A 22,073-nucleotide genomic window follows, 5' to 3' on the forward strand; every position below is an offset into this window, starting at 1 on the left:
ATTGAAAGTGCGCCCCCCATGCATTAAGGTAGTTCTGTGGCACCGCACCATTTGGGTTATCACCGGGTAAACACGTTGGATTCCGGATGGAGCAGGCCAAGTATGTTTCTGGGAGGAAACATGAATACCTCAGCGGCGCAATCGGCGGCGGAACGTCAGGTCCTTTATGTGTCGGGCAATCCGGCAAACCGTATCGTCGAATTGCTCACTGCGGCCGCATGGCAGGTTGTGGTGGCAACGGACACGGAAGCGGCCCCCGACACGCCCACGAAGGCCGCGCCGCGAGTCGGCCTGATCGAACTGCCTCAAGACGCCACGCCGGAGCAACTGGGTGCGCTGCAAAAATACGTGCGCCGCGCGAAAGTCACGTGGATCGCGCTGGTGCAGCCCGGCCAGGCCGATGGCGCCGCCACCCGGCAATTTATCGTCGACCACTGCTACGACTTCATCACTTCGCCCTACCCCGAACAAAGCCTGCTGTTCGCAATCGGCCACGCCTATGGTCTGGCGACGCTGCGCGACGCATCGTCAGCCCCTCAGGACGAGCCTCGCCGTATCAGCAGCCGTCGCGCTCAAGGGCAGTTCGACATGATTGGCGAATGCGATGCCATGCAGGAGCTTTACCGCGGCATTCAAAAATGCGCACGCACGCCTGCGCCGGTGTTTATCTGCGGTGAATCGGGCACCGGCAAGGAACTCGCCGCGCGCGCGATTCATAATCGCTCGCCGCGTGCGCGTCTGCCCTATGTGGCGATCAATTGTGCGGCGATTCCCACTACGCTGCTGCAAGCCGAATTGTTCGGCCACGAACGCGGTGCATTTACGGGCGCATTGCAGCAGAAAATCGGCCGCATCGAATCGGCCGCGCACGGTACGCTATTTCTCGACGAAATCGGCGATATGCCTTACTCGTGCCAGGCGGTCCTGCTGCGCTTTCTTCAGGAGGGCACGTTCGAGCGTCTTGGCAGCAATACGCCCATTAAAGTGGACGTGCGCATTATCTCGGCGACGCATGTGGATCTGGAAGCGGCCGTGGCGCAAGGAAAATTTCGCGCCGATCTTTATCACCGGCTTTGCGTGCTGAAGGTTACCAAGCCGCCGCTGCGCGAGCGCGGAACCGATATTGAAATGCTCGCCCAGCACGCGCTCACGCTCTACAAAAAAGAAGCGCAGCACAAGATTCGCGGCTTTTCCGCCGATGCGCTGGCCGCCTTGCGCCAATACGACTGGCCCGGGAATGTGCGCGAGCTGTTCAATTGCATTCGCCGCACCCTCGTCATGGCCGAAAACCCCGTCATTACCGCAGCCGATCTCGGTTTGAACGCGATGCCAGACTCGCTGGGCGATGCTTTACATGTGGCCCACGTCCAAACCCATGCTTCTGCAACAACCGCAGCGCAAGGCGCAGGCAACGCGAAAAAGCCCGTCCACGCCTAGAAAGCGGGTTTCGCCTGATCCTTCGCCTGCGGCTCATCCGCCTGGCCACGCAGGCCGCGTTCGCAGCCTTCGCACCTGCCTCGCCACGTTCCCCTCGCTGCTCAATCGTGCCCAATTGATATCACGCCGCAGCGCCAGCAGTCTGTATCCAATCGGGGATCAGGCTCCCTGACATATAAAGTAGAATACGACGTGACGCCTCCCTGCTCCTGAATTGCCTTTGATCACCAATGGCCAGAAAATCCTCCACCGTCGAAGCCTCAGCCACGCCGGCGAATAAGCCGCAATTGCCAGCCGCCGATGTCGCGCAGCGCGCCCTACCGCCGATGCGCCTGAGTTATCTGATTGGGCAACTCGACCGTGTCATCTCGCGGCGGCTTACCGAAGCGCTCGTTCTGCACGGTCTGACGCTGCCGCAATACACCGCGTTGTCGGTGTTGCGCGCACGCGGACGCTCGTCGAATGCCCAGATTGCCGAGCGTTCGTTCATCACGCCGCAATCCGCCAATGAAGTCGTGAAGACGATGGAGGCGAGCGGCTGGGTGGCGCGCGAGCCCGACCCGATGAACCGTCGCGTCGTGCTGCTCTCGCTGACCGAGGCGGGCAAGACGCTGCTGGACGCCTGCGATCAAGCGGTCGACCAGGTGGAGCGCGCGATGCTGGACGACGTCGCGCCCGCCACCGCGCAAACGCTTCAGACCTTGCTGCATACCTGCGTGCGCAATCTGCGCGCGGTCTAGGAGATGCTGGAGATCCATGCGAAACACCCATCGCACGACAGGCGTTGCGATGGGTGTTCGATACAAAGAGCAAGTCAATCGCTCACGCCAAAACCATCTGCATCTCTAAGTTTTTGATCGACGCACTGCGAGCAATGCTCCAATCGCGGCGGCCACCGTAACCGGAATACTCGCTGCGATCACCGTGGTTGCGCTGGCTCCCCCCGCCAGCAACTGCCCTGCCGCGAGCGGGCCGACAATCGACCCGATACGTCCCGCCGCGACCGCCGCGCCCACGCCCGTCCCGCGCATGACGGTGTCGTAGCTCGTGGCGGACAGCGCGTAAAGCATCGATTGCGCGCCCACCACGCCCATGCCGGCCAGCAGCACCGATAAGGAAAGCCACAGCATATTGCTCGCGCCCGCCAGCATGAACAGCGAAACGGCAATGCCGGCGTAGACGGCGCCCACGACGCGCACCGGACGCACGCGGTCCATCAACGTGCCGGTCGCAAGTACGCCAATCACACTGCCGACGTTGAATAGAATCTGCGTCACTCCCGCCTGGCTGCGCGTCAAGCCGCGACTCACGATCAGCGAAGGCAGCCAGTTCAGCAGAAAATACAACACAATCAGCGTGCAGAAAAAACTGATCCAGATTTGCGCCGTCACGGTGGCACGCCCTTCCCCGAACAACACGCGCCATGTCGACGGCGGTCCGCCATGCATGGCCTGCGCATTCGCACTGGCGGCAGCGTACGCGCGCGACTCGGGTAGCCAGGCAAGAATAGCCGGCGCGATCAGGAGCGGCCCGAAACCGCCAGCGTAGAAAATATGCCGCCACTCGGTATCGCCCGCGCTGAGCACGCCGATCAATGCGGCCAGCGCGCCGCCCAGCGGCATGCCGCAATACATGATGCTCACGGCCGTGTTGCGCAATCTCTGCGGCACCGCTTCCGCCGAAAGCGCGATCAGATTCGGCATCGCGCCGCCCAGCCCCAGGCCCGTCAACAGGCGCGCAATCAGCAAGGTCGCGAAGGTGGACGTTTGCGCGGTGAGCAGCGAGAACGCGCCAAAGGCCACCATCGAGATCAGCAGCACGCGCTTGCGGCCAACGAGGTCGGCAAGACGCCCGCCCAGCATCGCCCCGGGCAGCAGTCCGAACATGCCCGCGCTGAATGCAATGCCCAACTGGCGCACGGAAAGCCCAAATTCACGCGCCATGCGCGGCGCTGCAACGCCCGTGGACTGCAGGTCGAGGCCTTCCAGCACGGCGACCACCAGACAGAGTCCGAGCACCCACGCCGTTGCGGCCGTCCGGCTGGACGGCGCCTGAGTTGTCGATGACGACACGATATCTCCTTGGTTTTTATAGTCGAGCCACGCGCAGCGGACTACTGCAGCCTGTAGATGCGGATCAGGACTGCATCGCGCTCCGGCCTCAGGCTGTCGAGCGTACCGACGTAGACGTTGTCATTGATCCAGCCGTATTTGCCTTGCGGCGCAACCAGATCGATATTTGAAAACACCGCCTGACCCGGCGCGCGTTGTGCGGGCGCCAGCACATGATTCGAGACGCTGATGACCGCGCCATCGTCCGTCTTCAGCTCATAGGTCGCGCTCAACTGTTTGAAGCCGTCCTGCCGTACGAGTTGACGGTCGGCGCCGCCGGCCAGCACCACGCCGTGGATTTCGGGACCGGAAAAGCGCCCGCCCACGATCGGCACCATGCGCCTTTCGCCAATCGGCGACGTGCCAAGCGAGATCGTCGGCGCAAGATCGCACGTAATTTCCATCACGAGCTGCGCCGTGGGGACATGTTGGGCGGGGGCTTCGGCTGCCGATCCCGCGACGCAGCCAAGAACGAGCGGCAACGTTGCCACAAGACACTTCATAGGATGACTAATCTTCATTACGCGTCTCCGTGGAGTTTATTGGCGGGCGCAGGCAAAACTTCCCGCATCGTTCCTGTCGCCCTTCAGATATTTCGCGCCTTGCGGATAGGGACAAAGCGGACGCGTCATGCCAGCGGGCAGTTTCGATCCCGCCGATGCTCCGGCATGCGCCACGATGGCTTGCGGCGCCTGGCCGTGCTCCACCCACTTCACCATCGCATCGAGCGAATCAAAACTATCGAGCGCGTAGTCGCCGCCGGCGCAATGATTCATGCCGGGCACGACGTAAAGGCGCGCGAAATCGGCGGTATGTCTGCCGTAGGCGCCCTGTAGGCGCTTGAAGTAATCGATCGTGTCGAGAACCGAAAACACCGGGTCGCTGCCGCCGTGGTAAATCAGCAGCTTGCCGCCGTGCGATCTGAAAGCTGCAAGATCGATCGAATCGGCATCCATGAACTCGGCCGCAGACTGGCCGTATTCCGCGGTCTTTCTGTCGATAGACTGTTCGAGATCGGCAGTCGAAACCGTGTAGATATCGAACGCGCTGCGCGGCGGCGTCGAGAATACGTACTGCATCGAGCCTGCGCCCAGCGTCTCGGCACGCGATGGATGTTGCTCGTCGCCGAGTTTCCATTCGCGCCAGTTCGCGCTCGCGATGCCGCTGTCATAGGGCCATGGCGTATAGAGCGTGTGGCCGTCCGGCGTTCTCGCGCCATCGAACACGGCATGCAGCGCCTGCACCTGGTTTGCGCTCAGGCACTCATCGGTCTTGCCCGCTCTGCATTGCAGAACCACGGGGTCGAATTTGCAGACGTCGGGCCGGTAATTGAAACCATCGTCCGTACCGTCCGACGCGCCGCACTGATGACGCACGGCGCTGGCGACCAGATCGAGGTCTTGCTGCGAGAAGGCGCGCGCCAGTTGGACGCGTCCGTCGGCGGATTTCGGTGCTGCACGGCTAAAGGCCTGCGTGTCCGCCACCTGCGCAATTGCAGCGTGCGGAAGCCGGTAACCTGGATCGCCGGAAATGATGCCGTCGAATTCGGAGCCGTACCGCTGCATCGCCTGCAATGCCTCCTGGCCGCCCTTCGAGCAGCCGGCGAAGTACGACCATCTAGGCCGCTCGCCGTAAAAATCGCGAATCACACGCTTCGCAACTTCCGCAACCCGGCCGATCGAAGCGTAGCCATAGTCGATCCGTGCCTGGGGATCGACGCCGAAGCCCGCGTTCTGATCCTGCGTATGGCCCGCGTCCGAACTGACGACGGCGAAGCCGCGCGACAAAGCGCGCGGTCCGTCACGCCATGAGGGGATCACGCCAGTCGCGGGATTGACGATGCCATCGCTGCCGCCACCGCCCTGATAGAAGAAGCGCCCCGCCCATTGCTGCGGCAGGCGCAATTCGAAATGGATTGCGTATTGGTCGTTCGATGCTGCGGGACCCGTTCCGTTGGTCGGCGCAGGCTGTCCGGTGCGTCGGTCCAGCACGCCATCGACGAGACAATGCGCGGGCAGCGTCTTGCCTGGGTACGCCGCATCGGCTTCCTGCCATTTCGCCGAAGTGACGACGCCGCCGGGTAGATGAATCTGCGCGAGATGCGCACAGCTATTTGCATCAGCCGCGCGGGCTTGAGGGCAAACAGCGAGCGCCAAGAGCAACGCCACGGCGCAATCGCCAGATCGAATTTTTCGTTGATTGAAGGGCGACAATCGAATGTCTCCTGCGAGAGGAATGCATGCGCGCGTGTCGGGCGCGCTCGTATCAAACAGCAGCAGGCTTTGGAAACAGGCGTTAGAAACGATGGGAAATGCCCACACCGACCGCCACCGTGTTGGTGTCCGGCATGCCGCCCGTGAGCGACGCAGTCATCAGATTGGTCAAGCCGTTCGCCATTTTCTTCGCGTTCATCAGGCCGACAAATCCATAGAGTTCGGTGGATTTGGAGAGGAAATAGTCTTCGCTCAGCACATAGGCGCTGGTGGCGTTTTGTGTGTCCTTGCGATCTTCGGCCCAGTAGTAGGCGAAAGTGAGCATGCTGGCCGGTGTTACGTACCAGTTCGCGCCGGCCTGAATGACGCGGATATCGGAAGGACCCGTGACGCCGAACTGGGTAATTGCGTTGCCCTCGGGCTGGTTGTAATCGGTCCACGCCGCCTTGAACGTGAGCGGCCCGAGCTTGTATCCGCCGCCCAGCGACCAGACGGTCAGATCGCGATTGCCGTACTGATCGTTCTTCTGCACGAATGCACCCTCGCCGATGAAGTGTGCGTCTTCGTATGCTGCGCCGAGCGAAACGGTTCTGCCCTGCGCGAGGCTGCCCGCTTCATTGCCGAAGTGATACAGCGCGCCGAGATAAACGGTATCGGTTTTATAGGTGTAGCCAACCGAGTTGGCTTCATACACCGTCACGCCCGAGGTTGTGCTTTTGCCTTCCAGAAAGTTCCAGTAACCCGCCGCGCTGAAGGCCTGTTTGAGCGAGCGCGGATCGGCGCGGCCAAATGCGTAGTACGCGGGATCCTGCTGGAGACCCGCGGTGATCTGACCGTAACTCGAACGCACGAACACATTGGCGTAGTGCCCGAAGATCGTATTGGACGGCGACATCGCGCCGCTACCGATGCTGAATTGCCCTTCGAGTTGAAAGCCCGCGCGCACGCCGCCGCCCAGATCCTCCAGACCCAGCAAGCCCCAACGGTTACTGCTATTGCCGCCGGAGCTGAAAAGAAAGTTGCTGTGCGGCGAGGGGCCGCCGGCCCCAGGGCCGCCGTTCTTGTTCTGATACAAGAGACTTGCATCGACAAGGCCATAGAGCGTAACGCTGCTTTGGGCGTGGGCAAAACTGGCGCCAACTGCGCATGCCGCCATACAGGCAAACTTCTTCATTGGATCTCCGTGTTTTTTTAATCAGTATTCCTACTTTATGACGAGGAATGACCAGTCCTCGTTGGCCTCTTGAGCACGCTACGGTGAACTCAGGCCAAGGGCATCCTGAGAGACGCGTGGCGTGGGTGTCGGCGTTCAGTTTTTAGCAATCTTATTATCAGGTAACCTGATTTGCAATCGACGAAACTGCGTTTACGTGCAAACACCTACCCATCGCTCGCAGAGCGTTCGCCCAATGCAATGAGGAAATACGTGTGGCACGCGCGATGCGCTATCTGAGTCAAGCACGCGGTAATCGCTTGCGTCGATATTCCAGTCCATTCATGGAGGAACAGATCATGAGCAAGGCAACCAGCAGATTGATCATGGCTCTCGCCGCTCTCGCAGTATCGGGCGGCGCGTTCGCCCAGACGAGCGCAGGCACCAGCAGCGGTGGGTCGAGCCACGGCAGCACCTCGAACCCGGCGATGAACCAGATGAACCAGATGAACGACACGTCGAGCGGTTATGGCATGCCTGGCGCCACCAATTCCGACGCCGGGATGGGCGGCGCAATGCCGAATTCAAGCCAGCAGAACGGCCCGAACAATAGCTCGACGCCGACACCTGCGCCGAAGACGAATAACACGCTGGCGACCCCGTCTGTGGTATCGCCGGTGGGGCATTAAGGCTTGCGAGACGAGTTGAAAACGGGCGCCTCGCTGTCGTCACAGTGCAAGCATGAAAGGGCCGCTACGCTTTCGAGTAGCGGCCCGTCCTGGCGTTGTGGTACTTCTGCGGCGCTTTGCGAAACGGGTTTGTGGTGCGTTTGACTCGTGGTGTCAAGATTGGCGGGGTTGCGTGACGTTGACCGTTAGTAGCGTTTCAAAGGAACGAAAGAGGAGGCCGAGGACATAGGGTTTCGTTGGCCGGTGAGACACCGGCCCAAACCACTAGACGCGCTAACCGGCCGTTACACCGTTACACCTGTGCCATCCCCCCATCGACAAACAGCTCGATGCCATTGATGAAACTCGCCGCATCGGAGGCCAGGAACGCCACGGCCCGGGCGATTTCCTCCGGCTCGCCAATGCGGCCCAGCGGCACTTGCGCAGCCAGCGCATCGAACAAACCCTGGCGCGCTTCATCGGGCACGAGTCCGCCAAGACCCGGTGTGCGGATCGGGCCCGGGCTGACGACATTTACGCGAATACGACGTTCTTTCAGATCGAGCGCCCACGAGCGCACGAAATTGCGGACGGCCGCCTTGCTCGCGCTATAGACGCTGAAGTTGGCCGTGCCCTTGACCGACGTGATGGACGAGGTCAGCACGATCGACGCGCCGTCGACCAGCAGCGGCAGCGCCTTCTGCACGGTGAACAGCACACCGCGCACATTGGTGCCGAAGATGCGGTCGAAATGCTCTTCGGTGATCGCGCCAAGCGGCAACATGTCGCCGCCGCCTGCATTCGCGAAGAGAATGTCGAGCTTGCCGGCAGTCCGCGCGATCCGCGCATAGACCTCGTCGAGATCCGCCAGCACAGAGGCGTCGGCGCGAATGCCCGTTGCTGCCGGGCCAATCGCTTCAACGGCGGCGTCGAGTTCTGCCTGACGGCGGCCGGTGATAAACACGCGCGCGCCCTGCTTCGCCAGTTCCTGCGCCGCGGCGAGTCCGATGCCAGTGCTGCCGCCAGTGACGAGTGCGATCTTGCCATCGAGTTGCTTGCTCATGATTTGCTCCGTTTTCGTTACGTGAAGGGGTTCATTCATGCGTCGGGCCCGATGGCAAGCGCTTGTCGGTTGCACTTGCCCGGCCCGTCGTGCATCGCATGAACAGCACTGTAGAGGCCTGGCATTTATTGATAAATATCGAATCAAATAAATGACTATCCACACGCATGTATAATCCACGGTGAATTCTTCACGTCGATTTCCGGGAGCGGCTTCGCAATGGATCAGTTGCTGGCAATGCGCGCGTTCAGTCGTGTGGTGGAAGCAGGCAGCTTTACGCGCGCGGCTGAATCGCTGGATATGCCCAACGCCACTATAAGCAAGCTGGTGCAGGATCTGGAGGCGCATCTTGGCGTCAAGCTGCTCCAGCGCACCACGCGCAAAGTTACCGTGACGCCGGAAGGTCAGGATTACTATGCAAAAGCCACGCGCGTGCTGCGCGACCTCCAAGACATTGATTCTTCGTTCAGCGTCGCGCGTGGCAAGCCGCGTGGCAATCTGCGCATCGATATCGGCGGGCTGAGCGCACGAGCAGTGTTGATTCCCCTGCTGCCGGATTTCATGGCCCGCTATCCAGACATCCGCATCGATCTGGGCGTCGCCGATCGCGCCGTGGATCTGATCGGCGATAACGTGGACTGCGTCATTCGCGGCGGACAACTGGACAATTCATCGCTGGTCGCGCGAAGTATCGGCGAGGCCGTGATGGTGACGTGCGCCACGCCCGCTTATCTCAAGCAGTATGGCGTGCCCGCGTATCCGGACGAGCTGAAAAACGGCCATCGCCTGGTTGGCTATATTTCCACGCAGACCGGCAGGGCCGTGCCGCTGCGATTCGAGCACAAAGGCGAGCGGACCGAAATAAAGATCGAGTATCGTATCGGCATCAATGAAAGCAATGCGCATCTGGCCGCCTGCGTCGCCGGGCTAGGCATCGTTCAAACCTTTGCGCACGCGGTCAATGGCGCACTTCAGGATGGATCGCTCGTGGAAATCCTGAAGAAGTGGCGACCATCGCCCTATCCGTTTCATGTGGTGTATCCGCAGAACCGCTACGTGACGCATCGCCTGCGCGTTTTCATCGACTGGCTGCTCGAATGCTTTCCCGCCCGGGTTCGCGGTATCGGCTAGCGGGCAACGATGGCGCTGCGAGCTGGATCACGTCCGGGGCAGGACAGAAAGCGATTGCCCGGGACGCTCAGGCGCACAACCTGCCCGCGCATCTGGATGACGCGTGCTATCTGTCGATTCCGGGACTACAGCCGGCAGCAAGAAGACAAGCGAGAGGACAAGCAAGAGGACCGCGGCTTGCGCACGCTCTGCTGCAATTGACGCGAGGCCGTGCCGATCGGGTCGACGCAACCTGCTTTCTGAAGATGTTCAATGCGCACGCAATGCGGATCATCGCGATCCGCTTCGTGCGTCAGTCTGGCGGAAGGTCACGGTGCGCGGTGCGCAGTGGCACCTGAGTGGCGCGCCCGGGCGCGTCCGTGAGCAATCCAGCCGAAAGCTTTTACCTGCGGCGCATGGCGGGGCGCGGAGCCGAGCCGCTCGCATCCTTGTGCCGGAAGTTGATACGGCCCTTGGTCAGGTCGTAGACCGACAACTCAAGCGTAACCCGGTCGCCAGCGATAATACGGATGTGGTTCTTGCGCATGCGGCCCGATGCATACGCGTTCACGACAACGCCATTCTCCAGCGTCACGCGATACTTGCTGTCCGGCAGCACTTCGTCGACGACACCGTCGAGTTCAAGCAGTTCTTCCTTCGCCAAATCCAATCCTCCTGAAATACACAATGCCGCGCTTACGCGCAGCGCAGATAGTGACCCCGTACAAACGCCATCGGCCAGATCCTGACGCACCGCCGGCGACCCTGAAGGCCGGCATCAGCCGCGACAGTCGGGAACAGAAAACGACGTAGCCCTTGGCGCGCCAGAGTCAGACGATCCGACACCGCGACAAGCAATATGCCAATGCACAGGACAATGCGTGCTCTTGATGAGCCAACCGGGGACACGGATCGTCGGCGTTCGCCTGAGTCAATCCGCAAAGACGAACATCGAACGCGCATGCCCGCAGGATGTCCGTCTGCGAGCGCAGTGAACACCAATGCGGGACACACGAGATACGCGTGGCATACGACTGCCACGGTATGAGACAGAGCATTCGCACCGCCGAGGGGGCCAGTCCGAGAACTAGCCGGGGGGCGGCAGCGCTGCAAACAGCTTACAGCGGGGTGATGTTCGAAGCCTGCAGACCCTTCGGGCCCTTCTTGACTTCGTAGCTGACCTTCTGGCCTTCAGCGAGGGTCTTGAAGCCCGTGCCGCGCACTTCCGAGAAGTGAGCGAACAGATCGTCGCCACCCTTGTCCGGAGTGATAAAGCCAAAGCCCTTGCTGTCGTTAAACCATTTGACGGTACCGGTTTCCACTAAAAAATCCTCAAAACGAATAAAAACACACGCGCCCAGGAGCGGGCGAATACAAATATCGAGCGGGAGAGGTCAACGAATGCCGAAAAGAGCGGCAATTGATGAGCAGACACAGCTGGAAAATTAGCAGATTGAACTTACGCGCTATTTTGCAACGCGTCAAGTACTTTCGTTCCAGCGGGTCTCGTATCCGTTCATCCAGTCAACCCTCCAGATCATAAATCATGCCTCAAAAAGCGTGCGGTGAGCGTGTACGAACTCGGCCACCGTCTGGGGCGGCGTGCCCGTCACTTCCCCGATCACGCGATCCGTACCCTTGAACACGCCGTTTTGATAGTCGACGGCCACTTCGAGGAAATGCTGGATGGTGAATTCGGGCAGATCGTACTTTTGCAGATGCGCGCGGTAGGCATCGAGCGTGACCGGGCTGTACACGATCTTTCTGCCGATCACCTTGCCGAGTTCGTCCGCGATGCCGTGATGGTCCATTTCGACCGGGCCGCACAATTCATACGCCTTGCCGATATGGCCCTGCGGCTGCGTGAGCACGGCGGCGATGAAGCGCGCCTGATCCTGGGCGGCAATCGGCGCGTGACGCCCTTCGCCATAGGGCAGCGCGATCTTGCCCTCCTTGACGATGGTGTCGCGCACCCAGGGGAAGATCAGCCATTCGGAAAAGAATGTGGGGCGGATATGGATGGTTGGCACGCCGGACCAGTCAAGCACGCGTTCCGCGATCCAGTGATCGCGCGCGGCATGACTCTTCGCGTGCTCGCGGGCGGAAATCTGCGACATCTCCACCACCACCTCCAGACCGGCGCGGCGTGCGGCATCGGCGAAATAGGCGGTGCCCTGGATGAAACCGGGCCGCACCGGATAGCAGAGATACGCCCCCGTCATACCCGAAGTCGCGCGAATCAGGTCATCGTGATCGAGCAGATCGCCGACCACCACTTCCGCGCCCGCCGCGCGCAGCCCAGCGCTTCGCGCGTCTTCCTTGCGCACCATGGCGCGTACGGCATGCCCGGCTGCGAGCAGATTGTTGACGGTATGAACGCCGGTCTTGCCCGTGGCGCCGGTGATGAGGTACTTGCGCTGTTGCATGTCGATTCTCCGTTACAGGGGTTCAAAAGAGCTGCATCGAGTAGGTCAGGCGCGGCGATTTCATGCGCCCACATGGTCCCGCGCTAATATGTGCATATGCACTTTCTGGAGCGAACTACGAGGGCATACGCCGCCCTCTTCTTAAACTTCGATAGCGGCGAGTTGCTGGCGAACGTCGGCCAGCAAGGTCGCGGATGTCTGTGGATCGGTCGCAATGCGCGCAAGCGTGAGCGCGCCGATCATCGTCGAGAGCGCGAAAACGGCGCGTGCACGGCTCGCTTCGCGCTGCGCATCGTCGCCCTCTCCCATGCCGCCAATGCGCCCAGCGATTAGTGCGATCAGTTCGTCTGCGCTGCGCGATGCGGCAGCCCGCGTGCCGGGGCCGCCGCGCGCGAGTTCGCTTCCCATCCCGGCAAGCGGACAGCCTCTGGCGGCGGTATCGCGATGCGCGGGGGAAAGATAGGCATCCACGATGGCGCGAACTCCGTCAGCCCCCACCCGCTCCCCAGCGGCCGCTTCGAGCGCCGCCAGAATGCCTGAGGTGCCGGCCTCGCAAGCCTCGGCCACCAACTGGTCCTTCGATTCGAAATGGCGATAGAAACCACCGTGCGACAGCCCCGCGGCCGCCATGATGTCGGCCAGGCCCGTCGCATGGATTCCGTTGGCGCGAAACATCCCGGCCGCAACCTCGACGATGCGGCGATGGGTTTCGGCGGTTTCGACTTTCGACTTCCTCATGGCGAGCAACACTCCGTGGATCAACCTTAATTAGATGGTAGTCATCATCTAATTGAAATGCAAGGGCCGCCTTCAGACAATCCGCGAAAAAAGTTGCGGCCCGCTCGGGCGCGAAAGGTGCGTCCCCCCTGGCTGTGCAACAATGCGCCAGAAACATCTGATAAATGCCGGGTAACGCTTTTGTAGGGTTAGCGCATGACTGAACCGCCCCTCACATCGCCTCAACAGGAGGAAGACATCGCCGTTGGCGTCGCCATCGTTCGGCGCGACGGGCGCGGCGAGTTGATCGCTACCACCGCGAACCAGCACTTCTTCAAGCTGTTGCTGACGCAACAAACCGGGCCTGGCTCGTTCCCGGCTCCGCTCGAAACGCTCGTGCCGCCCGCATTGTGGCCAGGCTTTCACGACACACTCCAGGCGTGCTTCGCTTCTGACGCCATGCGCGGCACTGAACACATCGGCACCGTCCATACGAGCACCCAAAGCTGGCGCTATTCGCTCACGCCGCTCACCCCGCTCATCCAGCCCACGCCGCCTGCGTGCGCGAACGACAGCGCGACCCCGCTGGAAATACTCTTCACCACCGTAGCGATCGCGCCGCCATCGCCCCGCAGCGCGGCTGAAAGCGCCACCAACGCCGCGCGCTATCGCGCAGTGGTTGATTCGGCCTACGATGCAATCGTCACGATCGATCAATCGCACAAGATCACGCTTTTCAATCGCGCGGCGGAGAATCTGTTCGGCTACTCAGCCGCCGAAATACTGGGCCAGCGTATCGAAACGCTCCTGCCAGAAACGGTGCGCGCGCACCATTCGCAGAATGTCCGCAAATTCGCCGATTCGCCGCTCACGGAACTGCGCCAGATGAGCCCGCCGCGCATGGATGCGAGCAATAGCGTGTTCGGGCGGCATCGCAACGGATCGATCATCCCGGTCGAGATTGCGATCTCCAAAATCGATGTCGACGGCCACACCGAATTCACCGCGGTCGTGCGCGATATCACCGATCGCGCACAACTGATGGATCGCCTGAAAAAGCAGGCCGTCACCGATGCATTGACCGGGCTGCCGAATCGCCGCGAATTCCTTGAGTTCGTCGAAAAAATGCAGCGCACCCAGGATGCGCTGTCGGTCTTCATTCTGGACATCGATTACTTCAAGGAGATCAACGACAACTACGGTCACCACGTCGGCGACGAAGTATTGTGCGTGCTCGCGAACGTGGGTGTGAACCAGACCGGTGAACCCAGCCTCTTCGCGCGTTGGGGCGGCGAGGAATTCGTCGCCGCGCTACCCGGTGCCGACGCCGCGCAGGCCCATGCAATCGCGGAGCAACTGCGCCAGCGCTTCGAGCGCCAGGATTTCGAACACGACTGGCGCGTCAAGCCGATTCCTTTCACCGTCAGCATTGGCGTGGTCACGCGCGAGGCTGGCGAACACGACGTGGAAGCGCTGATGAAACGCGCGGATCGCGCGCTCTACCGCGCGAAAAAATCGGGCCGCAATCGTGTCGAAACGGGCTGAAACTGACAAGGTGAACAGGCTCGGAACAGGGTCGCAATCAGTACCCGTTTTATCGCCCGGAACTGAACCAGGTGGCGCACGCGCATATCAGGCGGGCGGGATCGAGACTATCCCAGCAAGAGCTGCACGGTAGGGGGCGGTGCTGCCGTCTTGATCGCGACTCAGGCACGGGACTCGCGCGCATGCCCATGTGCAGCGAACCCGGTAGAGCCATGAAGGCGCTTCATTCCCGTGCAGCGCGCCGCCTGACGCATGTTTCTCGCGCTACTCACCAGCGTTGCGCAATCGATGTGCCGCTTTGTCGCTGCTTCCACAAAACAGCGCGACAATGAAAGCCATGCCACGCTGCGTGAAGCCATTGGCGCCTTGCGCTACGGTATGGAAATTGCGGCGAGATTCTGCATTGCATCGACCGCGAACATGTCTGCAAACCCGCAACAAGGAAGCCCCATGACCGAGCAAGCGACTCCCACTCCCACGCCATCGCATCCTGTCCCTGCGCCGCGCGACCCGCATCTGCGCGCGATGGCGAACTGCATCCGCTTTCTGTCGATGGATGCGGTACAGCAAGCCAATAGCGGCCACCCCGGCGCGCCGATGGGACTCGCCGATGTAGCGACCGTCCTCTTCAAGGACTTCATGCAATTCGATGCATCCGATCCGCACTGGCTCGATCGCGATCGTTTCGTGCTGTCGAATGGACACGCATCGATGCTGCTCTATAGCCTGCTCTATCTGACCGGCTACCAGGACATGACGATCGATCAGATCAAGCGCTTTCGCCAGGTGGGCAGCAAGACCGCGGGACACCCGGAATATTCGCATTCCGAAGGAATCGAACTGACCACCGGACCGCTCGGGCAGGGCATTGCGGAATCGGTCGGCATGGCGCTGGCCGAGCGCATCATGAACGCACATTTTGGCGACGATCTGGTCAATCACCATACCTACGTGTTTCTTGGCGACGGCTGTCTGATGGAAGGCATCAGCCAGGAAGCCATTTCGCTGGCCGGGCATCTCAAGCTTGGACGCCTGATCGCGTTCTGGGACAACAATTCGATATCGATCGACGGCGCAACGAGTCTCGCGGTCTCCGATAACGAGATCGAGCGCTTTCACGCTTCGGGCTGGCATGTGCTCGAAATCGACGGCCACGACACCGATGCGATTCGCCAGGCCATCGAAACCGCGCGCGCCACGGCCGATCGCCCGACGCTGATCGCCTGCAAAACCATTATCGGCTTCGGCTTTCCGACCAGGGCTGGCACACAGAAGGCGCATAGCGACGCGCCCGGCGAGGCTGAAATCGCGGGCGCGCGCAAGATTCTCGACTGGTCTTCGCCGCCGTTTGAAATTCCCGACGATCTGTTGCACGCGTGGCGCGCAGTGGGCGCACGCGGCCGCGACACGCGGCTCGCTTGGGCCAAACGCGTCGAACAGGCCCCGCCGGAACTGCGCAGCGAATTCGAGCGCCGCACTTCAGGCAAACTGCCCGAGGGCTGGAAGAAGGCGATTGTGGCGGCACGGCAAGCCTTTATCGCCGACGGCAAAGCCACCGCCACGCGCAAGGCCAGTGGCGATGTGCTCGATCATCTGTTCGAAGCGATCCCCGAATTACTGGGCGGCTCCGCCGACCTCACGCCGTCGAACAACACCAAAACAAAACAGCAAGTCGAGATCAAACCGGGCCAATACGCCGGCTCTTACGTTCATTACGGCGTGCGCGAACACGGCATGGCCGCCGCGATGAACGGCATCGCGCTGCACGGCGGCCTGATCCCCTACGGCGGCACCTTCCTGTGCTTTTCCGACTATTGCCGCCCGGCGATCCGCCTGAGCGCCATGATGCGCGTGCGAACGATCTATGTGATGACCCACGACTCGATCGGCCTGGGCGAGGACGGCCCGACGCACCAGCCGGTCGAACATCTGGCCGCCTTGCGCGCGATTCCGCAGCTTGCGGTGTATCGGCCAGGCGATGCGATCGAAACCGCGGAGTGCTGGGAGCTGATTCTGGACCAGCCGCGCCGCGCCGCGCTGCTGGCCCTCTCGCGCCAGCCCTTGCCGCTGCTGCGCAACGAGGCGCAAGGCGAAAACCGCAGCGCGCGCGGCGCATACGTCCTCCACGAAGCCGAAGGCGGCCCGCGTCAGGTCACGCTGATGGCAACGGGTTCGGAACTGCAACTCGCGGTCGAGGCGCGCAAGGTCTTGCAGGGCGAGGGCATACCCACGGCGGTCGTCTCCATGCCCTGCCGCCTGTTGTTCGAAGAACAGGACAAGGATTACAAACGCGCAGTATTGGGCGAATCGCCGGTACGGGTGGCGGTGGAGGCTGCGGTGGAAATGGGCTGGGACAGGTATATTGGCCCCGAAGGCAGATTTGTCGGCATGCACAGCTTCGGCGAGTCCGGAAAAATCCAGGACGTGTACGACAAATTCGGCGTCACCACCGATACGGTCGTGCGCGCCGCACGCGAGATTCTGAAAGATATCGCCGTGTGACTGTTGCTGGAATCGGGAAGTGCCGACTGCAGGAGGCTAGCGATGCCGCTGACCGAAAAGGAAATCGCTCAGGTCAAGGCGATCGAACCTGTCCTGCTGAATCAGGCGCGCGCGGCGCTGCATGAAGCGCCGCGCTACGAGTTGTGGCTCGAACTGGTAACCCATCTCGAACCGGGCCTGCGCATTCGCGCCCCGCAATCGCCTTCAAAAGGCGGCGATGCCATGGAACCGCCCTTCCCGCTCGATCTCTACGTCGCGCTGCCCGCCGACGAACTGCGCAAGCTGGCGACGCTGGACGACGGGCCGCGCGCCGCTGCGATCTCAGAATTCGGCGCGTCGTTCATTGCGCGCCTGCGCGAGACGATCCAGTCGCAACTGGCGCATGAAGTTGACCTCTATGCCGGGGTGCAAGGCGAGGCCGGGACATTGGCGGTGACGCTGGATGATGGGTGAGGGCAATCGCCCTGTATCGGTCGAATCAATAAGTCGCTGCATCTTGATGCGCCCGCCAGCCTGCACCGCCACTTCGGCTTGCGATGCTACGAACGCTTCAGCGCCGGTTTCGACGCCCGCGCCGCGCAGAATCCGCACGCTCATCCCGCCAGCCCGCTGCCCCAGCATAGTTTCGAGCGTGTCCAGCGCGAGGCCAAAGACCAGAGCTTTCGTTAACGAAAGGACTTGGGCTCACCAACCCACGCCTGCCTTTTCCGAAACGGCTCTATAACATCACAGTCACGCGCCTGTCATCACGCTGAAACAGATTGCGCGCTTCAATCATGTCGACAACAAAACGCGCATCGAGGCCAACGATCGCGCGCACCGGGCGCCAGCCATCGCGCCGCTTATTCGTTTCTTTGCCACTCATGAACGCTCCTGCGATTCCAAACCTTCCCATCTGCCCCTCCACCGGCGTGACCGCGCGCACCATTTTCGCGCATGGCAGTCCGGCTCTCCTCGCTCTCGCCGCCTCATCGCGCATCGATTTAGTGCTTCGCGTGCGCTGAACGCTCGCGAGGCCAATCGCTTCGATGCGTCGCGCATCGGCATGGAAGTTGCATTGACCCTTCCTGCCCGATCACCCAGCGTAGCGGATTGCTGCAACGCGCATGGCCTGCCTGTCGAGACGTCATGCGCCCCAGTTCGATCAGGCGAATTTGCCGACTTGTGGGTGAACCACGCGTGAATCACGCGTTCATCACGTCGGCGAAATTCTGGCGTCACCGATCGAGAGCAGCACGCTTGCGCACAACAAGCCGACGCCTGGCAGCGCAGACCTGCCGGGCGCGGCGAACGAGAGCCGCGGACGGAAGACGGATATGACGCAAACATTCTTCAACGAGATGTTCGAGTACGGGGAATTCGATGTGCGGGGCGTGGCCGCCACGGCCTTTGCCGAAACCGGCGAGCCGCGCGCGCACTACCGCGAATTCCTCGCGTGGATGCGCGCGCAGAGCGAGCAGCAGATGCACAAGAAGCGCGCGGAAGCGGATACGATCTTCCGCCGCGTGGGCATCACCTTCGCCGTCTATGGCGAGAAGGACGTCACCGGCGCGGGTACGGAACGCACGATTCCCTTCGACGTGATTCCGCGCATCTTCCAGCGTGAGGAATGGACCAAGCTCGAAAGCGGCTTGCGCCAGCGCGTGAACGCGCTCAATCGCTTCATTCACGACATCTATCACGGCCAGGACATCGTGCGCGCGGGCATCGTCCCCGCCGATCAGATCCTGCGCAACGCGCAATATCGCCCTGAAATGCAGGGCGTCAACGTCGCGCGCGACATCTACGCCCACATCGCCGGCATCGATATCGTGCGCGCCGGCGAGGGCGAATTCTACGTGCTCGAAGACAATCTGCGCGTGCCCTCGGGCGTGTCGTACATGCTGGAAAACCGCAAGATGATGATGCGGCTCTTTCCCGATCTGTTCGTGCGCAACCGCATCGCGCCCGTCGCTCACTATCCCGATCTGCTGCTCGACACGCTGCGCGCCGCCGCGCCCAGCGGCACGGACAATCCCACGGTCGTGCTGCTCACGCCCGGCATGTACAACTCGGCGTATTTCGAGCACGCGTTTCTGGCGCAGCAGATGGGCATTGAACTCGTCGAAGGCCAGGATCTGTTCGTCGAAAACGATCATCTCTACATGCGCACGACCCAGGGGCCGCAGCGCGTGGACGTGATCTACCGGCGCGTCGACGACGATTTTCTCGATCCGCTCGCCTTCCGCGCCGATTCGACGCTGGGCGCGGCGGGCCTGATGGATGTCTATCGCAAGGGCAATGTCACGCTCTGCAATGCGGTGGGCACCGGCGTTGCCGACGACAAGTCGATCTACCCCTACGTGCCCGACATGGTGCGTTTCTATCTGGGCGAAGAGCCGCTCTTGAACAACGTGCCCACATGGATGTGCCGCAAGCCCGACGATCTACGCTACGTGCTCGACCATCTGCCTGAACTCGTCGTCAAGGAAACGCATGGCGCGGGCGGCTACGGCATGTTGATCGGCCCGGCTGCGACGCGCGCGGAAATCGAGGACTTCCGGGCGGTGCTGGTCGCGCATCCGGACAAATACATCGCGCAGCCAACGCTTTCGCTATCCACTTGCCCGACCTGGGTCGAGAGCGGCATCGCCCCGCGCCATATCGATCTGCGACCTTTCGTGCTGTCGGGCCAGGAAGTGCGCATGGTGCCGGGCGGCCTCACCCGCGTGGCGCTGCGCGAAGGATCGCTGGTCGTCAATTCATCGCAGGGCGGCGGCACCAAGGACACCTGGGTGCTCGAACGCTAGGCGCCCGGCGACCGACTCGACCAGCAATCCGAAACTAGTCCGAACGCACGCGCCACACCGGAGGCCTCATGCTGAGCCGCACTGCCGAACATCTGTTCTGGATGACCCGTCATACCGCGCGCGCCGACCATCTCGCGCGGCTGCTGGACGCCTGTTATCAGCGCTCGCTGCTGCCCGCGCCCGACGATGCCGCGCGACCGGCGGCGAACGGCTGGCTCACGATCCTCTCGACCGTGGGGCTCGCCGATCACTACCGGCTCTCGCACCACGACATCGAGCCGCGTGAGGTGATCGCCTTTCTTGCCGCCGACGCGGCGAATCCTGCGTCGATCGTCAGCAGCCTGCGATTCGCGCGCGAAAACGCACGCGCGGTGCGCGGCTGCCTGAGCGCCGAGTTGTGGGAATCGCTCAACGCCACCTGGCTCGATCTGCAACGACTCGTCGCTGACAATCTGCACGTGCACGATCCCTACGCCTTCTTCGAATGGGTCAGGCAGCGCCTGCATCTGGCGCGCGGCGTGCAACTGGCCGCGCCCGTGCAGAACGAGCCGGCGGCCTTCCTGCATCTGGGCGGATACATAGAGCGCGCGGATCACATGGCGCGCACGCTCGAAGCACATTGCGAGACGTTAGGAACGGCACACGGATTCGACTACCACGGTGCGAACGCGCTGCTGCGCGCCGTCTGCGCACACGACGCCTACCGCGAGATCTATCGCGACGCCATCGCGCCCGCGCGCATTGCCGCATTGCTGATCCAGTGCCAGGAGTGGACGGGCTCGCTTGCCGCCAGCCTTGAAGAGATCCGCCGCCTGAGCGTGCGGCTGCGCAACGGTCAATCGGCGCAAACCGAACGCCTCGCGCAGCAGCTATGCGAAGAAGTGCGTCAAGCGCCGCTGGAGGAATGGTTCGCGAACGCCCAGGGCAGCAGCGTCCTGCGCGCCTGGCTCAACGCCCTGATCGCACGCGTGAACGAACTGGCGCGCCGCGTGGGCCGCGATCTGGTGCGCCCGGCGATTCCCGAGCCGGTCGCGGCCGCCGCCTGACGCGCGCGCCCAGCCGATCAGTGCCGCGCCGCCGCCGAGATCACGCGATGAACAAAACGCAATTTGTCGATGACGGGGGGCGCCAGCGTGAACGGATAACCGTCCGGCATGCCCAGGCTGCGGTTCAGGCTGTTGAGCGCGTAGGTCAGCGCAAACCAGCGTGCCATCAGGCTGTCGAAGCTCGCTTCGTCAACCGGCGTCTGGTCGAGCAGCACCGGTTCGTCGGGGCTGACGGGCAGGAGCGACACGCCGCAGGCCGCCGCCGTATCGAGCGTATCGACCAGATGCAGATAGTGCGCCCAGGTTTCCGCCCAGTCCTCCCACGGATGCGCCGACGCGTAGGCGCTCACGTGGCGCTCGGCCCAGTCGGGAGCGGGACCGTCGGCGTAATGCGCGGCGAGCGCGGCGGCGTAATCGGCGCGCTCATCGCCGAAGCAGGCGCGAAAGGGCTCGATCCAGCGCGCGCAAGCGCCCGCTTCGGCCACCAGCAGATCGAAATAATAATGGCCGACTTCATGCCGGAAATGCCCCAGCAAGGTGCGATACGGCTCGTGCAGCCAGACGCGCGTGCTTTCGCGATGCGCGTCGTCGGCCTCGGCGATGTTCATGGTGATGAGGCCGTGATCGTGCCCGGTCAGCACCTGCTGGCCATCGTCCAGTGCTTCGAGAAACTCGAATTGCAGGCCGTGTTCGGGGTCTTCCGCGCGGGTGGCCAGCGGCAGGCCCAGCGCGCCCAGCGTGTAGAGCAGACGCCGCTTCGCCACTTCCAGCCGATACCAGTAGAGCCGGTTTTCGGGCCGCGTGAGATTGGGGATGGTGCGCGTGAACTGGCAGGCTCGGCAGAGTGTGTCGGCGGCGTGCGCCTCGTCGTCGGGGATCATGCCGTTGCAGACGTTCTCGACCGCGTAGTTATGACATTGACGAAACAACGCGCCATTCGCTCGCGCGTGCAGACTGCGCCAGCGCCCCTCGCCCGCGTCCTCGAAGGCGTGCATCTCGCCGCTTTGCGGCACATAGCCCAGGCGCGAATCGCAGCGCTCGCAGCGGTCGTTTTCGAAGAACACCAGTTGATTGCAGTGGTCGCAGTGAAACGTCTTCATGTCCGCTTTCCTGTGATTACCAAGATCGGCTCGCGCAGTACAGCACGCCCCGTGCCGCGCATTCGTGGCCGCCGTGGCCGCCGTGGCCGCCTTCGTCATCGCATTATCCGCTGTCATCACCACCACTCGCGGCGTGCGCATCATGAGCGCGCGTACAGTTTTCCATTCCATCCCTGTCGAACGAGGAGTCGGG

At 62.2% G+C, this 22,073-nt stretch carries 20 protein-coding genes; 9 read left to right on the forward strand and 11 right to left on the reverse strand.

The genetic code is table 11. The features are described from left to right. The first annotated feature begins 120 nt into the window (after positions 1-120). The gene (locus F4827_RS19685) at positions 121-1,437 is read left to right on the forward strand and encodes a sigma-54 dependent transcriptional regulator (protein ID WP_183726160.1); all 1,317 of its coding nucleotides are present in this window, start codon (positions 121-123) and stop codon (positions 1,435-1,437) included. 230 nt (positions 1,438-1,667) lie between these two features. After that, positions 1,668-2,177, forward strand: a complete 510-nt coding sequence (locus tag F4827_RS19690) for a MarR family winged helix-turn-helix transcriptional regulator (protein WP_183726162.1) — start codon at positions 1,668-1,670, stop codon at positions 2,175-2,177. 105 nt (positions 2,178-2,282) lie between these two features. Here F4827_RS19690 and mhpT read toward each other — a convergent pair whose 3' ends face one another. The 4 genes from mhpT to F4827_RS19710 form a co-directional block, all read right to left on the reverse strand. Continuing rightward, positions 2,283-3,509 (reverse strand): 3-(3-hydroxy-phenyl)propionate transporter MhpT, encoded by a 1,227-nt coding sequence (mhpT, locus tag F4827_RS19695; RefSeq protein WP_183726164.1) that lies wholly within the window; start codon positions 3,507-3,509, stop codon positions 2,283-2,285. A gap of 41 nt (positions 3,510-3,550) precedes the next feature. Further along, a complete protein-coding gene (locus F4827_RS19700) occupies positions 3,551-4,069 on the reverse strand; it encodes a DUF3237 domain-containing protein (protein WP_183726166.1) in 519 nt (172 codons plus the stop codon). Positions 4,070-4,087: 18 nt separating this feature from the next. Continuing rightward, positions 4,088-5,716: a tannase/feruloyl esterase family alpha/beta hydrolase gene (locus F4827_RS19705; protein WP_183726168.1), complete on the reverse strand. Its 1,629-nt coding sequence runs from the start codon at positions 5,714-5,716 to the stop codon at positions 4,088-4,090. A gap of 127 nt (positions 5,717-5,843) precedes the next feature. Further along, positions 5,844-6,935, reverse strand: a complete 1,092-nt coding sequence (locus tag F4827_RS19710) for a porin (RefSeq protein ID WP_183726170.1) — start codon at positions 6,933-6,935, stop codon at positions 5,844-5,846. Positions 6,936-7,273: 338 nt separating this feature from the next. Between F4827_RS19710 and F4827_RS19715 the strand changes: the two genes are divergently transcribed. Continuing rightward, complete coding sequence (locus F4827_RS19715) at positions 7,274-7,603, forward strand: hypothetical protein (protein ID WP_183726172.1); 330 nt, start codon at positions 7,274-7,276, stop codon at positions 7,601-7,603. Positions 7,604-7,895: 292 nt separating this feature from the next. Here the strand turns inward: F4827_RS19715 and F4827_RS19720 are convergent, their stop codons facing one another. Beyond that, positions 7,896-8,645, reverse strand: coding sequence for an SDR family NAD(P)-dependent oxidoreductase (locus F4827_RS19720; protein WP_183726174.1), 750 nt, complete (start codon positions 8,643-8,645; stop codon positions 7,896-7,898). A 219-nt stretch (positions 8,646-8,864) separates the two neighbouring features. On the opposite strand from F4827_RS19720, the gene F4827_RS19725 reads away from it, so the two are divergent. Then, on the forward strand, positions 8,865-9,776 hold the full coding sequence (locus F4827_RS19725; protein WP_183726177.1) for a LysR family transcriptional regulator: 912 nt from the start codon (positions 8,865-8,867) through the stop codon (positions 9,774-9,776). A gap of 382 nt (positions 9,777-10,158) precedes the next feature. Here F4827_RS19725 and infA read toward each other — a convergent pair whose 3' ends face one another. The 4 genes from infA to F4827_RS19745 all read right to left on the reverse strand — a co-directional run bounded on the left by infA (position 10,159) and on the right by F4827_RS19745 (position 12,919). Beyond that, complete coding sequence (gene infA / locus F4827_RS19730; protein WP_183726179.1) at positions 10,159-10,419, reverse strand: translation initiation factor IF-1; 261 nt, start codon at positions 10,417-10,419, stop codon at positions 10,159-10,161. 454 nt (positions 10,420-10,873) lie between these two features. After that, positions 10,874-11,077 (reverse strand): cold-shock protein, encoded by a 204-nt coding sequence (locus F4827_RS19735; RefSeq protein WP_167056900.1) that lies wholly within the window; start codon positions 11,075-11,077, stop codon positions 10,874-10,876. A gap of 222 nt (positions 11,078-11,299) precedes the next feature. Then, complete coding sequence (locus tag F4827_RS19740; RefSeq protein ID WP_183726181.1) at positions 11,300-12,181, reverse strand: NAD(P)H-binding protein; 882 nt, start codon at positions 12,179-12,181, stop codon at positions 11,300-11,302. A 141-nt stretch (positions 12,182-12,322) separates the two neighbouring features. Continuing rightward, entirely contained in the window at positions 12,323-12,919 is a 597-nt protein-coding gene (locus F4827_RS19745) for a TetR/AcrR family transcriptional regulator (RefSeq protein ID WP_183726183.1), read from the reverse strand. Positions 12,920-13,114: 195 nt separating this feature from the next. Here F4827_RS19745 and F4827_RS19750 point away from each other — a divergent pair, with 195 nt between their 5' ends. From F4827_RS19750 to F4827_RS19760, 3 genes are all read left to right on the forward strand, one after another. Next, positions 13,115-14,443 carry a sensor domain-containing diguanylate cyclase gene (locus F4827_RS19750; protein ID WP_183726184.1) on the forward strand — a complete coding sequence of 443 codons (1,329 nt, stop codon included), beginning with the start codon at positions 13,115-13,117 and terminating at the stop codon, positions 14,441-14,443. 450 nt (positions 14,444-14,893) lie between these two features. Beyond that, positions 14,894-16,945, forward strand: a complete 2,052-nt coding sequence (tkt, locus tag F4827_RS19755) for a transketolase (RefSeq protein WP_260175310.1) — start codon at positions 14,894-14,896, stop codon at positions 16,943-16,945. 42 nt (positions 16,946-16,987) lie between these two features. Continuing rightward, positions 16,988-17,398 carry a hypothetical protein gene (locus tag F4827_RS19760; RefSeq protein ID WP_183726186.1) on the forward strand — a complete coding sequence of 137 codons (411 nt, stop codon included), beginning with the start codon at positions 16,988-16,990 and terminating at the stop codon, positions 17,396-17,398. 265 nt (positions 17,399-17,663) lie between these two features. Here F4827_RS19760 and F4827_RS19765 read toward each other — a convergent pair whose 3' ends face one another. Further along, a complete protein-coding gene (locus tag F4827_RS19765; protein WP_183726188.1) occupies positions 17,664-17,810 on the reverse strand; it encodes a hypothetical protein in 147 nt (48 codons plus the stop codon). A gap of 451 nt (positions 17,811-18,261) precedes the next feature. Here F4827_RS19765 and F4827_RS19770 point away from each other — a divergent pair, with 451 nt between their 5' ends. Both F4827_RS19770 and F4827_RS19775 read left to right on the forward strand, forming a co-directional pair. Next, complete coding sequence (locus F4827_RS19770; RefSeq protein WP_183726189.1) at positions 18,262-19,734, forward strand: circularly permuted type 2 ATP-grasp protein; 1,473 nt, start codon at positions 18,262-18,264, stop codon at positions 19,732-19,734. A gap of 68 nt (positions 19,735-19,802) precedes the next feature. Further along, positions 19,803-20,780 carry an alpha-E domain-containing protein gene (locus tag F4827_RS19775; RefSeq protein WP_183726191.1) on the forward strand — a complete coding sequence of 326 codons (978 nt, stop codon included), beginning with the start codon at positions 19,803-19,805 and terminating at the stop codon, positions 20,778-20,780. Between the two features lie 17 nt (positions 20,781-20,797). Here F4827_RS19775 and F4827_RS19780 read toward each other — a convergent pair whose 3' ends face one another. Then, the gene (locus tag F4827_RS19780; protein WP_183726193.1) at positions 20,798-21,880 is read right to left on the reverse strand and encodes a putative zinc-binding metallopeptidase; all 1,083 of its coding nucleotides are present in this window, start codon (positions 21,878-21,880) and stop codon (positions 20,798-20,800) included. Between the last annotated feature and the right edge of the window lie 193 nt (positions 21,881-22,073).

The organism is Paraburkholderia bannensis (assembly GCF_014200455.1).
Taxonomy (GTDB): domain Bacteria; phylum Pseudomonadota; class Gammaproteobacteria; order Burkholderiales; family Burkholderiaceae; genus Paraburkholderia; species Paraburkholderia bannensis_A.

Coding starts and splice junctions, on each gene's coding strand:
- F4827_RS19685 (WP_183726160.1), top strand. CDS start 121: ATGAATACCTCAGCGGCGCAATCGGCGGCGGAACGTCAGGTCCTTTAT.
- F4827_RS19690 (WP_183726162.1), top strand. CDS start 1,668: ATGGCCAGAAAATCCTCCACCGTCGAAGCCTCAGCCACGCCGGCGAAT.
- F4827_RS19700 (WP_183726166.1), bottom strand. CDS start 4,069: ATGAAGATTAGTCATCCTATGAAGTGTCTTGTGGCAACGTTGCCGCTC.
- F4827_RS19710 (WP_183726170.1), bottom strand. CDS start 6,935: ATGAAGAAGTTTGCCTGTATGGCGGCATGCGCAGTTGGCGCCAGTTTT.
- F4827_RS19715 (WP_183726172.1), top strand. CDS start 7,274: ATGAGCAAGGCAACCAGCAGATTGATCATGGCTCTCGCCGCTCTCGCA.
- F4827_RS19720 (WP_183726174.1), bottom strand. CDS start 8,645: ATGAGCAAGCAACTCGATGGCAAGATCGCACTCGTCACTGGCGGCAGC.
- F4827_RS19725 (WP_183726177.1), top strand. CDS start 8,865: ATGGATCAGTTGCTGGCAATGCGCGCGTTCAGTCGTGTGGTGGAAGCA.
- F4827_RS19740 (WP_183726181.1), bottom strand. CDS start 12,181: ATGCAACAGCGCAAGTACCTCATCACCGGCGCCACGGGCAAGACCGGC.
- F4827_RS19745 (WP_183726183.1), bottom strand. CDS start 12,919: ATGAGGAAGTCGAAAGTCGAAACCGCCGAAACCCATCGCCGCATCGTC.
- F4827_RS19750 (WP_183726184.1), top strand. CDS start 13,115: ATGACTGAACCGCCCCTCACATCGCCTCAACAGGAGGAAGACATCGCC.
- tkt (WP_260175310.1), top strand. CDS start 14,894: ATGACCGAGCAAGCGACTCCCACTCCCACGCCATCGCATCCTGTCCCT.
- F4827_RS19760 (WP_183726186.1), top strand. CDS start 16,988: ATGCCGCTGACCGAAAAGGAAATCGCTCAGGTCAAGGCGATCGAACCT.
- F4827_RS19765 (WP_183726188.1), bottom strand. CDS start 17,810: ATGAGTGGCAAAGAAACGAATAAGCGGCGCGATGGCTGGCGCCCGGTG.
- F4827_RS19770 (WP_183726189.1), top strand. CDS start 18,262: ATGACGCAAACATTCTTCAACGAGATGTTCGAGTACGGGGAATTCGAT.
- F4827_RS19775 (WP_183726191.1), top strand. CDS start 19,803: ATGCTGAGCCGCACTGCCGAACATCTGTTCTGGATGACCCGTCATACC.
- F4827_RS19780 (WP_183726193.1), bottom strand. CDS start 21,880: ATGAAGACGTTTCACTGCGACCACTGCAATCAACTGGTGTTCTTCGAA.